Origin of the sequence: Zavarzinella formosa DSM 19928 (assembly GCF_000255705.1) — a bacterium.
In the GTDB taxonomy this organism is placed as follows: Bacteria; Planctomycetota; Planctomycetia; order Gemmatales; family Gemmataceae; genus Zavarzinella; species Zavarzinella formosa.
The window spans coordinates 26,228-39,727 of the sequence record NZ_JH636448.1; the positions used below are offsets into that span (position 1 = coordinate 26,228).

The following is a 13,500-nucleotide window of genomic DNA, read 5'->3' on the forward strand; positions in this document are numbered from 1 at the left end:
CTATGCCCATGAGGCGAAGGCGGTGTTGGGCCAGATCCGGGTCGACTCCAAAACCAACGAACACAAGGCGGCCCTGGAACTCTTGGGAATCCTGCCGGTGACGGGGAAAATCGTGGTCGGCGACGCCCTGTTTTGCCAGCGGGATCTGGCGGAGCAAATCGTTGATTCCGGGGGCGATTACATCTTCACGGTCAAGGACAACCAGTCGGGGCTGGGCACGGACATCCGGGCCGGATTCGGGTTCGAGGCCGCCGCCCGACAGATCGCGGCGGCTACTTCCCCCTGATGACCTTCCTCCGACGCCCGCCCCGGAACGCGAGGTTCGTCACGCGGACAAGGGGCACGGACGGCTGGAGGTTCGGACCCTGCGAACCACGTCGATCCTGACCCTGCATGAAAAATGGAAGGGCATGACGCGGGGCTTTGAAATCATCCGGGAACGGACGATCAAGGGGGTCAAAACCGTCGAAGTCGAACTCGGGGTGACGAGCCTGTCCGAGGACGAGGCGACCGCCGCCGACCTGCTGAAACTCCTCCGCGATCACTGGAAGATCGAAAACGAGCTCCATTACGTCCGCGATGTGACGTTCTTGGAAGACGCCTGCCGGGTGCGTTCCGGCGCGGCTCCCCAAGTGCTGGCCGCCCTGCGCAATGCCATCATCCATTTGCTGGCCGACAGTGGCGCCGACAACCACCGCGAAGCCATCGAATTGCTCCAAATCCACCCCGAAAAAGCCCGGGAGCTTATCGGCATCCCCCACGTTGAATAACGGAATGGCCCTGGTGGTTTGGCCTGCCAGATGACACGATGCCATCTTTAAGCGGTCTTGACGGCTTCCAAGAGGAACTCCCGCAAAGCAGTCGCCGGTGGAGAAAGCTCCGGGCGCTCGGCTCCGTGGGCCTTGCGGGTGACGAGCCGCACGGCATCCGGAGGGAATTCGCTCGGGCTGAGGCGTCGAATCAGCAACGGGCCTTGGGTCTTTACAAAACGGGCTGTTGATCGTTCGGTGGCGAAGGCCACACCCAACCCCGCGGCCGCGTAGTGCAGCATGGCCTCCCAACCGCCAAATTCCAAGGCCACGTCGAGCGGATCGGCTTTCGCGCTCCTCGCCCAACGGTCGAATTGATCGCGTCGGCCCCGCCCCGGTTCGGGCAGGATCAATGGCAAGCCGACCAGTAAACTCCCCGAAAAAGTCTCTTCCTCCGGGGATTGGGCAAACCGCCGGTGCCAAGCCGATTTGGCCTCCTCCCGCCCCGGCTTGCCCGTGGCGGCCAGCACAAAGCGGTCATCGAAGAGTGGTTCGACATTGAGCGGCCGTCGGCTGCCTTGTTCGAGCTTTTCGGATAATTGTTCTTCTTCCGTGATATCCGCCCGAGGTTCGTGGGTGATGATCGCCAGATCATAAACGCCGGTGGCCACTCCCAGCACCCGCTCCCGGCCCCCCGGCGTGGCGATGCGAATTCGTGATCGGGGGAATTTCTGTCGAAATTTCCTCACGGCCTCCATCACAAAATCCTTGACGGCCTCCTGTCCGCAGGCCAGCGAGACATCCGGCACATCAGTCCCGCCGGTGGCGATCAATGTTTGAAACTGGTCGTTGCGGCGCACCATCTCGCGGGCGGCCGCCATCACCCGCTCTCCCTCGGCCGTGGCCCGCCATGTTTTTCCCTGCCGGGCCAGCCACGGTTGGGGAAGATGCTGCCCCGCCTTTTGCAGCAGGGCCAACCGCTTGGACATGCTTGGCTGGTTGATGTCCAACACCTTCGCGGCCTCGGAGGCATCCCCGTCCGCGTCCAGCACGGCGATGAATGTCTCCAGCAATTCGATGGACAATCGCGATGGCCGCGGCATGGCCGCCTCCGTCAGATGGGTGGCAATCTCGTTGAATTGTATGTTTTCTGAGGACTCCGATTCTGTTATCATTCTTGCTTAAGAGAATCGGAACACCAATCTTCATCAGCAATTCCGAACAGGACGCCCCCATGCGAACCTCTGTTTCCTCTCTGGCCGTGATCCGGCGAACCGCCGCCGACGGCATGAATCGAATGCTGGCCCAGTGGAACGAAAGCTGGAAAGCCTTCTCTTTTGTCGGCGGCCACCGGGAAGAAGGTGAGACCGCCCGGCAATGTTTGATCCGGGAGATGGCCGAAGAACTGGTGGTGGCCCCCGCCTCCAATGATCCCGATGCGAACGCGGCCATCGTCAATGGAATCGGGCTGGCTCCGGATGGCGCTCATGTCATCGTCGGCCAAGAACCGCTCGGCCTATTGGAATACGAGGCGTTTTCCAAATCCGCGCAAACGACCACCCGCTACGAGATCAGCCTGTTTGAAGTCGGCCTTTCCCCGGAGGCGGCGACCCGTGTCGAAAAGGATGCCGAGAATCGCTGGCTGTCGGAAAAAGACATTGAACGCGGGAAGTGCGACGATGGCCGGGCCGTGAGCGAGACGGTTCGCCGTCTGTTGGAATGGCTGCGGCCCCGCCTCAGCAAGTGAGACGGTATAACGGGCAAGTGTCGTATTCTTTGGCGAGCGGTTGCAGGCCGAGATATTCGCAAACAAACGGATGATTCGGAATCATCGCCAAAGCGGCGGCAAATTGTTCGCTGACAAACGCACTGCCCGGCGCGGTGACTGGCTCGATGCGGGCCGCCCGGCTCACATGACTCCCGAAGTAATTGGTTTTCCCCATCACCGCATCCCATCCCTCGAACACCGGGCCGGTATGCAGGCCGATCCGAACCCCCGGTTCTCGCCCCGGCTTCAGCCGAAACCCGAATGAATCAAAATCAAATTGCTCAAACCGTTTCAACAAACGAAGCGAGAAATCGGCGGCTTTCAAGACATCATCAAACACCACATACAAGCCGTCTCCCCAAGTGTTCTGAAAAATGGCCGGGGTGATTTCCAACTCCTCCTCGACCAGTTTCAGGAATTGAATGAAGAACGCCGGAAGATGCGATTCGGCCAGCCCGCTAAACCCGGCGACATCGGCAAAGAGCATGGCTTTCACCGTGCGTCCCGGCGTTTTCTTCCCGGCCGATCTGGCGGTTGAAACAGGAGAGGAATCGCCTAACGCGAGACGCTCCCGCAGCGGAGCCAACTCGATCACGCGGGGTTCACGGCCGGTCTTTCGCCAAGTGGAAATGAACGCGGCCAGCCCGCCGGACTCGGCCGAAAATGTCGAGTCCCGAACAACAAGGGCGACCGGCTCAACCCCCATCTGGGCGGCTCGCGTGATGGCCAAACCCTGCATGAACGTGCCGGCAAAGTCGTACAGCACCGAATCGTTGAGGAAGTTTTCGCGGGTGGCCGCGTGGCTGGTCACCCGGAGAAAACCCTTCAATTCCTGATAGCGATTTTCCCAAGAGGCGTTTTCAGGCAAACCAAAGGTGACGCTTTCACGGATAAAGTCTTCCTCGGCAAACGGCAGAATCAGGTGGAGTTCGGCCGAATGTTCCCGCATCAACTCGCCGAAAAGAATTTCGCTGCCGCAACCAGGAACACAATAGCCGATGGACGTTTCAAGGGCCGCCAGTTCATTCCGGATCGCTTCCCGCACGGCCGCTTCCAACGCCGGGTTGGCCGGGAACCTAACCGGCCCTCCCGGTTTGTCCAGATGGTGCCCGGCGAACACCACCACGGGCCCAAGCCGAAACAACTTCAACAGATCGGCGCCGCCGGGAAGATAATCCCCCAACAATCGAAACTGCCGAAGCATGGCGGCAATCGAGCCATCATCCCGGTTCTCGCGCGCCAGACGAACGGCCTGCTCATAACCTTCGCGGGCGGCGTGGTGATCCCCCAGCAACAAACTGGCCTCGGCAATCGTCGCCAGCCGCCAATAATCCCCCTCATCCGGCTTGGCGAGTTCTTCGTTCCGAACCAGTTCGGCCAACTCTCGGGAACGTTCGCGCTCGCCGCACACCAAGGCCAGCGTGGCCGCGTTGATGCCGGGAAACGTATCTCCGCTTAGTTCATGAGCCTGCCGATAGTATTCAAACGCCTGCCGGAAGTGATTGGTTTTTTCAACGAGATCACTGGCTCGCAAAGCCATGTCTTTTTGAATTCGCCCGGCGAGGCTCAAGGCATCGCTACGAATGGCCGGGGCAAGATCGGGACGGGACAACATATCCCGGACAAACCATCCCGCTTGGGTGGGATTGCCACACCGGGCCAAGGCAAGCGCCCGGCAATAGAGCAAATCTTGGTCGTCCGGATAAGGTTTGTCGAGGCCGCGCGAGGCCACTTCCAAGGCAAGCGTCGGGTGTCCCTGTTTCAAAAGAAGGCGGGCAAACCGCCGCAGAAGTACCGGCCCCTCCGCCCAGACCCTGAAGTAATCCGGCGTGCGACAAAGAGCCAGCAGATTCAGAACCGGGGCATCCTTCGCCGACAACTCATGTAAAATGGCCTCGGCCGTCGCGGGAATCATGGGACAGAATTTCCGAAACTGGTTCAATAACCATGATTCTATCTGAACTCGTTCGCCGCATTGATTTGCGGATAGCCGTTTGGTGAAACAGCAAACACCAACTCGCGGTTGACTGACCACTTGCCCGAAGGACCACCATCATGTCCGTGGAATTCAGCGGTCGCGTCCGGGATGAATTACCCGACGAGATTCGTGATCGACTGGCTCTTGAACTCGACATCCTCTTCAAGAAATTTGAAAACGACCGGACAACCCTTTCCTTGTTTGTCCCCCGCCTTTTCAGCGGACACACGCCGGAATACCACCTAAAGACCGTGCTGGCCGTCGAAGCGGCTTACGAAGACGGTTATCACCGGCACATCGTCAAAATCGGCTCCCGGCAAAAGGTGTCCCCGGACTTCGACGGCTGGCAGGAATGCACCAAAAAGCAAATGGTCGCCAGCCGGATCTTCTCGCCGGTTCGCAAGTTTGAACTGCCCGATGACCGGGTCGCCGTGGTTTATCGCGATGCCTTCACTCTGTTCGGGCCGGACGATCATGAATCGTCAGAGGCCCAACCCAAATTGCTGGAGGAAGCCGTCCGGTGGGCGGTGATGGACGACAAGCCCGATCCCCTCTCGGCCGAACGGGCGTTGGCGCATGTGTTCACCGATTTGGGATTGTGGTTCTATCGCGGCGCGACCGCCGCCCCGGCCGATGCGTGGAAGTTTTATCACAGTCACTTGGTCAAAACGACCAACGATGTGCTGGCTCTCTGGCGAAACACTCCTGACCGGCGCATGTTGCGGCGCCATGCCGTTTGGGTGCTGGCAGCGATGGATGTTCCGAACGCGGACCCGTTTAGCAAACCGGCCCGTTATCTCGACCCGGTGGATTTTGTGGCATGGGCGATGGCCGACCAAACCGGGAAGCGGATTCCCAACACGCTGGTCGGCCGGTCCCACGGCGACCTACATGCCCGCAATGTACTGGTCGGGGTCCGGCGGGGAGAAGTCCAGTATCCGGCCGTGTTTGATTACGGGGACATGAGCGCCAAAAACGTTCTGGCGTGGGATTTCGCCAAACTGGAAACAGAACTCAAGGTGCGGCTGTTGCCGGAGATTCTCCGGGATGAAACGGCCTGTCAATATTTGGTGAACCGAAGCCGGTTGCGAAAAGGGCCGAAGATTCAAAACGCCATCGGGTTGGTTTCGGAGAACGCCCGGCGGGCCGACCGGATGGCCGCGTTTCTGGCCTTCGAGGAACTGTTGAACGATCTGACCAAATCCATTTTGGAGGGGGAGGATGCCGAGCGAATCCGGCCGCTTCCCCAACCCCCCACTGAAGTGCAGAAACTCAACCGACTGGCAGCCATTCTCCTGCGGGTGCGCCGGGAAGCCGCCAAGTGGCTCGGGTTCGAGATGCCCCGGCGGCAATCGTTGTGGATGAACGAACTGTATTTCGCGCTGGGCGTCTACGGCCTTATCAACGTCCGCTGGGATTACACGTTGGTGGAACAGGAGGCAGCGCTGGTCTCAGCCGGTGTTGCCCTCGCAAGGATGACTTCCATTCCACCCCTGTTGCGTGACTCCATCGCGGCCGGTGCCAACCGCGAGAACTCCTATCCAAGTTATCGGGTTCCGCTGGCCATCGCTTATCAAAATTGGACGGAACAAAAATACGAGGAAGGCTGCAAGTTTGTCGAAGGATTTGTGATCGAAAAAGACCCGACCGTTTCGGGAACCCGGATCAGGGTTCGACAGGAACACAGTCATGCGATTCCGCTGATCGGCCAGTCTCTTCTTCTTGAGCTGGAAGACAAGGAATTGCATGCGGTGGAAGTCAGTTTGGAAAGACTCCGCGAGGAAGCCCGGACCTTCGGGGACAGTGAAACCCTTGGCCGCATCGGCCGGGTCTACAAGGATTCTGGTGATCGCAAGGCCGAGGCCGAGGAGCGAAAGAAAGCGGAAACCCCGACATCGACCGGGCGGTTGCATTCGATGCGATTGCCTTCGCTTCAGATGTACGACAAGGCCTATATGGTCTACTCCGAGGCCTTCGAGGCCACCGACGACGAATATGTGGGCATCAACGCCGCCACCCTGGCCCTAATGACCGGCCGACCGGACAAGGCGACGGACCTAGCCCGCAAAGTGGCGAAGATCTGCGCCGAACGACTGGAATACGAGAAAACCGAACGCTACTGGCTGTTCGCCACCGAAGGCGAAGCGGCCCTCATCCTCGGCGGACCGGCCGAGGACTTTTACGAGGAAGCCCTCGCCGAACTCTCCCCCGGCCAATGGGGCAAGGCCGACAGTTCCTATCGACAAGCATGCCGACTGTGGAAACTGCTTGGCGAGGACCGTGTCGGCCCGGTGTTGGAATTGTTCGAGACCAGCGATGCTCGCGAATGCCTGACACCGAACTTCTTGGGCCGGAATTTTCCCAAGGCCGACGCCTGAAAATCGGAAAGCCTCTGATCTTGGCAAGTTACCTTTCCCGGAAGCCAAAAACGCCAAAGCGTTACAGGTTCTCCGGTTTTACGATTTGAAAATCGATCAAAAACCGACCAAAAAGTGGCCTGAAAAGCGCGAAAAACACCTTCCGGCGACCATTTTTGGACAGTTGAACACCCCAAAAGTGGTCAAAAACAGTGGGCCAACTGAACACCATTTTTCAAAAACCCCGGCAAAAGCGAGGGGTCGCCTGATGATTTTGGGCAAATGCGCAGCGATTTTGATCAATTGAAAATGGCCCAAAATGACGGATGCTGACACCAAACTCATCGGCGGCAAACAAATCAGCCAATCTTGGCAAATCTCGCCTCATCGCCCGTCCGGTAACGACGATCGCCGGGCGGCAGCTTGCTCTGCGCGTATTCCCGTTGGCTTCTGGCGTTCCTCACAGGCTAAAATAAACGTAGTGATACTCCTCTTCAGCAGAGTGCGCGTGTCATTGCTTTTGGCGGGCATGTGAGTCTGTTGTGCGTTAATGAGACGCTGATTGATATGAGTTCAGCAGAAAAGTAGCGGGCGTGATATCAGTAATGTTGGATGATCAGACGCAATAGGGGTGCGATCTGGAATTTCGCATTCCCAACAATTACTCAGACGATTGTTAGGAAAAAGAAACGGCTCTTCGCGTTTTCGAGTGGGTGAATTTCACAGATTTGGCAGGTTGCAGGTCAGGATTTTCAGTCGAAGGTACTTCTCGTCTCGCAGGCCGTAGGCTCTTCGCCGGATTACCCGAATCTTGTTGTTGAGTCCTTCGACGAAGCCCGGCGGCGCTTGGCGCTCTTCCTCACAGTACGCGGCGATTCCATCCCAGTGGGATTCGATCATGCGGGCGACTTTCTGGCAGAGCTTCAGCCGCTGCCACTTCAGGGCGTCGCACCACAGGTCGAAGAACGGCCTCGCCAAGGCCGGGGTCGCATAATCCCACAACTGACCAAACGATTCTTTCAGCAAACGGGCTTTGTTGAGTCTCGTGTTGGCCCGGAACAACAGCCGAAGGGCGGCCTTTCCTTTCGTCGTGAGATTACCCCGGCGGGACAGCAACGTGTACTTTGGCCCCCTGATGAATCGTCGTCCCTCGCCGGACACGCGGGAGTATTCCTGCTTGCGAACTTTGTCAATCGCCTCGCCCAAGTGTTTGAACACGTGGAACTTGTCGTAGAGGATTTTCGCCTTCGGAGCATTGCCCGGCTTGAGCGTCGAGGTGCGGAACGCGGTCCGCATGTCCATGACCGCCAGACGAATCTGGCCGCGTTTTTCCGGGCCCAGCCAGCGAAAGAACCCGCCCATGCTCTCTTCGGAGCGGTCTTTTCCGCCCCACCAAATCGCCTGGCCCCGAATCAAATCGCTGACCTCGATGCGATTTTGGCAGGAAGCTCCGTACGCCACGACGTGTTTGGAAACCACTACGTCTCCGGGAGATGACGGCCGAGGAACGGGCCGAACTCACCCGCCCCAGGGCTGGCGCGTACTTTTGGATAGTTTTGCGAATCTGGGCGGACTTGCGTTTTGACTTTGCTCTCGTTACGCGAGGCTCCGCGTCGGCAACGGGTTCCCTCGCGGGGATGAAACATGGCGGACGTTCGTATTGGGCTGGAAGAGATCACTCGTCACTTCGCCGACTTGGAAGATCCGCTCGTCGATCAACCAATTGCACCCGTTCGTCAGCGTGGTGGTCATCGCCATGATGGGTGTTTTGGCGGGCGTCGGCAGACCGGACTCCATCGCTCGTCGGGCCAGGTTCAAGAAGCCGTTCCTGGAACGCGTCCTCGACCTGCCGCACGGCGTGCCCGGCAACGACAGCATCGTCGGCAAACGTCGCGGGTGCGGTTGGAACGATGACTTCATGCTCGAAGTGCTTGCTGGGACAGCGGGTTAGTGGACGCTGGCCCTGCTTCAGTGTCCATTGCCAGTGCGACGATTGCAATTCACAGATCGTCACGCGCACATGATCTACAACCCCACAATCGCCTGCCGTCCCGCCGACATCCCGGTCATCGAGCGGATCATGATGCGGTTGTATCTGATGACGAGAGACCAGCATTGGGCCGAATCAGCGAGCAGGCTGAGGGAGTTGCGTTGACGGGCTGTCGTGGGTTGACAGGGTGAGCGGGGCTACTCGGCCAGAAGGTCCACAAGTTTCTTTAGGTTCTTGATCCCGCCGAGTTCCATCGCGAGCGCCTTCACCTGGATGACGACATCGACCGGGTTGCGGGCGGGCGTCGATTTGGCCTCCTCGGCCACCTTCTCTCGCTTCACACGTCGTTTTGCCTTGTTCAACTGGCCCTTCACGAAGTAAATGAGCGTCGGGGTGACCTTGATGCCCTTCGCGCCGAGACCGTCAATGATGCCTTTTGAATCGGCTCCCGGATTCTCTTTCAAGTAGTCGCGGACCGCCTGCGATCTGTTTAGTGGTTTGCCGTTTTCGGAGGTGTTTGTCTTTGCCATGTGATATTCATCCAAGGTGTGCATGTGGCGGGCTAAGGCCTTAGTGTACGAACTCTATGGAGTTGCTGCGAATTGCAGAGGCCGCCGCGCTGACTTCATTGAGAAGAAGGCGAAGAAGGCGAAGGAGCCACGGATCACCAAACCGGAGTCGAAAGCCAAACTCGGCTGACGACCCGCGAAGCAAAGAAGGAAGGCCAGACGTGGGAATCCCTGCTCGTCTCATGGGACAAGCGGATGACCGCTCCCGAACGGGTGGCGATTGAAAACACGGCCACCAACGCTCGACAAGGACCGCAACCCTCAAAGACGAATCCCAAGAAGCCGTAGCCTGGGCGCTCGATCATCTCTTGGAACGAAAATCCTCCGTCTCCCAACGCGAGCTCGCCAAGGAAGCCCTCTGCCACGGAGTGGGTTCCGCATCCGTCGAAGGCGTCTTCACGGCCATCGGGAAAGCCGACCTGATCCGGCGGGAGGTGGTGACATCCTCACCCTCTTGGAGGAGAAGGCCGGGCTTCCGGCAGCTTCCGTCTCCGAAATCCAACGCCAACGCGGCAACTACCGCAAGGCCGTTGAGAAGATCGCCAGGGGCTACGTTTCTGACGGGTTCGCCATCCTCGACGGGTTTGGCTGGATCAGGGAGATGGCCGGGGATGACAAATACGCTTCGGCCGCCGCCGAATACGTCTCCTCCTCAAAGGATGGCAAAACCACCCTGTTGGTCTGCCCCACCCACAAGGATGGCGACTTGCTCACCGAACGGGTCTGGGAGGAGATGGCCGCCGCCGGACTGCTCACCGGAGAAGAACGGACCTTTGAAGTCCTGAAGCCCACCAATTGGACCGAGGCCGAACGCTCTGACCCAAGGAACTACTACGAAGGCCATGTCACCTGTCACATCCGCAATGGCGGGGCGTAAAGAACGGGACGAAGATCGATAAACCGAGGAACTGGATGAGGCGATTAAGCCAACCCAGACGCCTTCCAGGTTTACGAACGCGGTAGTGTGTCCTTGTGAAAGGGCGACACGATCCGCTTCACCTCCAATCAGGAAGTGAACGGTCACAAGGTCAACAACGGCTCTTCCCACACAGTGGAGGGGTTCGACAAGACAAACATCATCCTGAACAACGGCACGTTCACTTCCGGGCTCGTTGACACCAGCTACGCCGCCCAGGGGAAAACGGCAGATAATGTTATCGTCGTTCAAGGGAACCAATCACTCCCGGCGTCGAACATGGCGTAGTTTTACGTTTCGGTGTCCCGCGGAAGGAAGCAGGCGAGCATCTACGTGGACTCGAAAGCCGAAACGCTGGAGGCGGTGAAGCGGGACGACAAGCGGCTGCTGGCGAGTGATCTGGTCAGGCGTCCCCGGAAAAAGATCCGGGAGCGGTTAAAGAGGCACATCGCGTTCCTGCGGGAGCTTCCAACGTTGGTTGGATCGAAGATGAGAGATGTGACACTCAAGCGAGGAAGGGAGACATATGGCTACGAATAAGTTTTTGGAGAACCTGCGGGGAGCAAAGGAAGCCAACGACATCCCGCCGCAGGCAGACGACGACAGTTTCGAGAGTCCGGCAGGGGACGGGAGGGATTCCCATCATCAGGCGCTGGCGGTGCAGTTGGTGCAATTGAACCGTGACTGTCGGGCAGTGCTTTACGGATCGATCATAGGGACCATCGACTACAACCCAAGCAAGGGAATCTCATGGAGCTTTGAGGGGAAGGACAGCGAAGACGTGGTCATTTCCGGCAACCATCTCGACAGAATCTTCGACAAGCCGGCCCTCGGCAAGAGAGAGGTTATTCGATGCAACTCCTCGACGGTTTTGTCGATCACTTTCACGAAGGCCGAAGAAAATGCCACGTGAGTCGTTGGCTTTATTTTTGGCATGCTTTGCCGGGCATGTCAAACGGAGATTGTGAGTTTTCACGCCTGCGAGAGCCCGAGAGCCGGAATTGGCAATAATTATTTGCAGGCTGAAATGCATCACTTTACCACTGAATCGAGTCGAGAAAGACCTTCCTACCAATATGGCACAAATTGAGGGTTGGTGGTTGTGAGGCGTCGTCTTTTGCGAAGTGGCTCCATCAATTCCTCCCGCCACCACAGGTAATAGCTTGCAAGAAATGTCCGAACGAGTTGTGGACCGGCCAAATGCTCGCGGAGACAGGCGTCAACATAAGCGAAGAAATCAAGAACTTTGCTCGCCTTCTGGAAGAGTTCAATCTCGTCTTTGGAAAAAGGCTTTTTCGATTTTCGTTCGGTCAAATAATCCAGATAATGGGAAAATCTGGTATCCTGTTCCGCAGGATCGTCAGCGACGAGAGTCACAAAATATGCCCATGCGTCGAGACGAGTTTTGTGCATCGCTTCGCTGGTAAATGAGTTGAACAAATCGAGCGCATTTCGTTGGCGTTCCCGTGACCGGGGCATGATGTAGAACAGGAAGATTGGAAGAATGACAGCCACAAGGACTGAGCAAACCGGGGCAATTTTGGCCAGCGCATCCATTTGACAACCCTCTGATTCCACGATTTGACAATGTGAAAAAATTATCAATGAATTGATTTGTTATTTGGAGCATTTGGAAACAATAAAAATGCCCGTGAAAACATGGGCTTCGTCTCATTGTTCCCAAACGCTCCTGGCTTACCGCGGATCATGCCCCGTCTGTGGAAATTTTGTTTCGTTCATTGGTCCGGCCGCGCGACGGGGCGCCGGGCCTCTCGCCGCTTTGTCCGTCTGGACGGAGTGGAATGACAACGGGGCGGGCGCGTCCATTCCCTTCAGCAACCGCTCCGAAAAAATCTTTGCGAAGGAATAGAGGGACTGCATCGGATTGGCGCCCACCGAGGTGGGGAACATGCTGCTGTCCATCAGGTACAGATTGGGGATTTCACCGCCCGTGACGCAGTTCCAAATCCTCTGATTCGTCGAGGCGACCGAACTTGTCGGTGACTTCCCCATCTTGTTGGTCGCTTGCAGGTGAGCCGAGGTCAGCAAAGTCCGGTTGGGCAGGAATTTCAGGTTCTTTTCAACCAAATCGGCTTGGTCGATGCTTGTCAGGGCGACCCCGACCATCGGATCGAACCCCTCCTGACCAAGCACATTCTCATTGGTTGGGATGAGAACCTTGGTCGCCCCGGCCAGGAACATCATTCGGATGGCAGTCCCCACCCCCACGGCAAACCGCCGTTTGTCCGGCTCGCTCAGCGTGTAATTCAGCACGACTTTCCCCGTTCCGTCGAGTTCAACCGTGTTGCTGTCCGAGGGCGTGTCGACGAGCATCACGCCGAAGCCGGCAGAGTTGTTGAATTTCGTGATCTGATTGTATACGTCCATCCCCGATCCCGGAATGAGCACCGCTCCATATGCGGGCAGGCCGGCCATCGTCTCGAAAATGAACCCCGGCGTCACGCCAAATGCCTCCAGAAACGTGGCGCTGTCGAGTCCTTCCAGGAGATTGATCCGGTCCGCGAAGACCCCGATCAGGGGAAAAGAGGGGTGCATGATGAGGCCCTTGCCGATCCGGTCATTCCTCACCGCAGGCTGTGTTTTCGCCGTGTTCAAAAGGATCCGCGTGGACCCGATTGTCCCGGCGCTGAGGATGATGTTGTCCGCCTGGATCATGACGGAAGTTCCGGGTGGAATCTTCAGGCCGCACGGATCGACGACCGTGTTGCCGTGCTCCGTCCAGGGCTCGTTCACGAGCAGGCGCGCGCCGACCGCACGCACGCTTACATCCGGTCCGGCGTCTGTGAAGAGGAGTTCCTGCACCGCCACGTCCGGGATCACACTCAGGGGATTTTCCGGGTTCTCCATCGCGGAAAGAATAAGTGGCTCATCCGAGAAGTTCGTACTCAGGGGTTGCCAAAAAAGAGGAGCATGCCGTTTCATGAAAGGTAACCACACCATCTTCAGGAAGCCGGCATGTCCTCCACGCTACTGTATCGTGTTTTCGGTGTTCGGGACTATCAAGTCGTTCGGACCTCCTCCGCCGAGGGCGGCCTGACCCTTCATCTCCGGCAGGATCCCGCCCATGACCGCTGTTCGTCCTGTCAGTCCGCCAACGTCATCCGACGCGGGGTCGTGGAACGCACCGTCCGCACCCTCCCGGTTGGCGGCAA

General features: G+C 58.0%; 15 protein-coding genes and 1 pseudogene. 10 read left to right on the plus strand and 6 right to left on the minus strand.

What is annotated here, in order from left to right; translation table 11 throughout:
* A partial coding sequence (locus tag BGIM_RS67960) for an ISAs1 family transposase (RefSeq protein WP_040891665.1) occupies nt 1–286 on the plus strand: 286 nt, incomplete at its 5' end.
* Nucleotides 177–770, plus strand: coding sequence for an ISAs1 family transposase (locus tag BGIM_RS67525; protein WP_261339994.1), 594 nt, complete (start codon nt 177–179; stop codon nt 768–770). The genes BGIM_RS67960 and BGIM_RS67525, both read left to right, overlap by 110 nt.
* 47 nt (nt 771–817) lie before the next feature.
* On the opposite strand, the gene BGIM_RS0138790 is transcribed toward BGIM_RS67525, so the two are convergent.
* The gene (locus BGIM_RS0138790; protein ID WP_162136333.1) at nt 818–1,852 is read right to left on the minus strand and encodes a LysR family transcriptional regulator; all 1,035 of its coding nucleotides are present in this window, start codon (nt 1,850–1,852) and stop codon (nt 818–820) included.
* Nucleotides 1,853–1,983: 131 nt separating this feature from the next.
* On the opposite strand from BGIM_RS0138790, the gene BGIM_RS0138795 reads away from it, so the two are divergent.
* A complete protein-coding gene (locus tag BGIM_RS0138795) occupies nt 1,984–2,496 on the plus strand; it encodes an NUDIX domain-containing protein (RefSeq protein ID WP_020474993.1) in 513 nt (170 codons plus the stop codon).
* Here BGIM_RS0138795 and BGIM_RS0138800 read toward each other — a convergent pair.
* Nucleotides 2,486–4,432, minus strand: coding sequence for a TRAFs-binding domain-containing protein (locus BGIM_RS0138800; protein ID WP_020474994.1), 1,947 nt, complete (start codon nt 4,430–4,432; stop codon nt 2,486–2,488). The two genes, BGIM_RS0138795 and BGIM_RS0138800, sit on opposite strands and share 11 nt — an antisense overlap.
* 140 nt (nt 4,433–4,572) lie before the next feature.
* Here BGIM_RS0138800 and BGIM_RS0138805 point away from each other — a divergent pair, with 140 nt between their 5' ends.
* Nucleotides 4,573–6,873, plus strand: coding sequence for a TRAFs-binding domain-containing protein (locus tag BGIM_RS0138805; RefSeq protein WP_020474995.1), 2,301 nt, complete (start codon nt 4,573–4,575; stop codon nt 6,871–6,873).
* Nucleotides 6,874–6,958: 85 nt separating this feature from the next.
* Nucleotides 6,959–7,159 (plus strand): hypothetical protein, encoded by a 201-nt coding sequence (locus BGIM_RS0138810; protein WP_020474996.1) that lies wholly within the window; start codon nt 6,959–6,961, stop codon nt 7,157–7,159.
* Between the two features lie 413 nt (nt 7,160–7,572).
* Here BGIM_RS0138810 and BGIM_RS0138815 read toward each other — a convergent pair whose 3' ends face one another.
* Complete coding sequence (locus BGIM_RS0138815; protein WP_020474997.1) at nt 7,573–8,331, minus strand: transposase; 759 nt, start codon at nt 8,329–8,331, stop codon at nt 7,573–7,575.
* A 181-nt stretch (nt 8,332–8,512) separates the two neighbouring features.
* Here BGIM_RS0138815 and BGIM_RS0138820 point away from each other — a divergent pair, with 181 nt between their 5' ends.
* On the plus strand, nt 8,513–8,803 hold the full coding sequence (locus tag BGIM_RS0138820) for a transposase family protein (RefSeq protein WP_020474998.1): 291 nt from the start codon (nt 8,513–8,515) through the stop codon (nt 8,801–8,803).
* A gap of 236 nt (nt 8,804–9,039) precedes the next feature.
* Here BGIM_RS0138820 and BGIM_RS0138830 read toward each other — a convergent pair whose 3' ends face one another.
* The gene (locus tag BGIM_RS0138830) at nt 9,040–9,372 is read right to left on the minus strand and encodes a hypothetical protein (RefSeq protein WP_157369759.1); all 333 of its coding nucleotides are present in this window, start codon (nt 9,370–9,372) and stop codon (nt 9,040–9,042) included.
* A gap of 493 nt (nt 9,373–9,865) precedes the next feature.
* Between BGIM_RS0138830 and BGIM_RS0138845 the strand changes: the two genes are divergently transcribed.
* From BGIM_RS0138845 to BGIM_RS0138860, 3 genes are all read left to right on the plus strand, one after another.
* A complete protein-coding gene (locus BGIM_RS0138845) occupies nt 9,866–10,288 on the plus strand; it encodes a hypothetical protein (protein WP_020475002.1) in 423 nt (140 codons plus the stop codon).
* A 372-nt stretch (nt 10,289–10,660) separates the two neighbouring features.
* A complete protein-coding gene (locus BGIM_RS0138855) occupies nt 10,661–10,867 on the plus strand; it encodes a hypothetical protein (protein ID WP_020475004.1) in 207 nt (68 codons plus the stop codon).
* Nucleotides 10,854–11,240, plus strand: coding sequence for a hypothetical protein (locus BGIM_RS0138860; protein WP_020475005.1), 387 nt, complete (start codon nt 10,854–10,856; stop codon nt 11,238–11,240). Before BGIM_RS0138855 ends, BGIM_RS0138860 begins: the two co-directional genes overlap by 14 nt.
* A 155-nt stretch (nt 11,241–11,395) precedes the next feature.
* On the opposite strand, the gene BGIM_RS0138865 is transcribed toward BGIM_RS0138860, so the two are convergent.
* A complete protein-coding gene (locus BGIM_RS0138865) occupies nt 11,396–11,884 on the minus strand; it encodes a hypothetical protein (protein WP_020475006.1) in 489 nt (162 codons plus the stop codon).
* Nucleotides 11,885–12,022: 138 nt separating this feature from the next.
* The gene (locus tag BGIM_RS0138870; protein ID WP_157369760.1) at nt 12,023–13,270 is read right to left on the minus strand and encodes a GMC oxidoreductase; all 1,248 of its coding nucleotides are present in this window, start codon (nt 13,268–13,270) and stop codon (nt 12,023–12,025) included.
* Nucleotides 13,271–13,303: 33 nt separating this feature from the next.
* On the opposite strand from BGIM_RS0138870, the pseudogene BGIM_RS67530 reads away from it, so the two are divergent.
* Nucleotides 13,304–13,500, plus strand: a pseudogene (locus tag BGIM_RS67530) (ISL3 family transposase); the annotation flags it as partial.

Coding starts and splice junctions, on each gene's coding strand:
- BGIM_RS0138790 (WP_162136333.1), bottom strand. CDS start 1,852: ATGCCGCGGCCATCGCGATTGTCCATCGAATTGCTGGAGACATTCATC.
- BGIM_RS0138795 (WP_020474993.1), top strand. CDS start 1,984: ATGCGAACCTCTGTTTCCTCTCTGGCCGTGATCCGGCGAACCGCCGCC.
- BGIM_RS0138800 (WP_020474994.1), bottom strand. CDS start 4,432: ATGATTCCCGCGACGGCCGAGGCCATTTTACATGAGTTGTCGGCGAAG.
- BGIM_RS0138805 (WP_020474995.1), top strand. CDS start 4,573: ATGTCCGTGGAATTCAGCGGTCGCGTCCGGGATGAATTACCCGACGAG.
- BGIM_RS0138830 (WP_157369759.1), bottom strand. CDS start 9,372: ATGGCAAAGACAAACACCTCCGAAAACGGCAAACCACTAAACAGATCG.
- BGIM_RS0138860 (WP_020475005.1), top strand. CDS start 10,854: ATGGCTACGAATAAGTTTTTGGAGAACCTGCGGGGAGCAAAGGAAGCC.
- BGIM_RS0138865 (WP_020475006.1), bottom strand. CDS start 11,884: ATGGATGCGCTGGCCAAAATTGCCCCGGTTTGCTCAGTCCTTGTGGCT.
- BGIM_RS0138870 (WP_157369760.1), bottom strand. CDS start 13,270: ATGAAACGGCATGCTCCTCTTTTTTGGCAACCCCTGAGTACGAACTTC.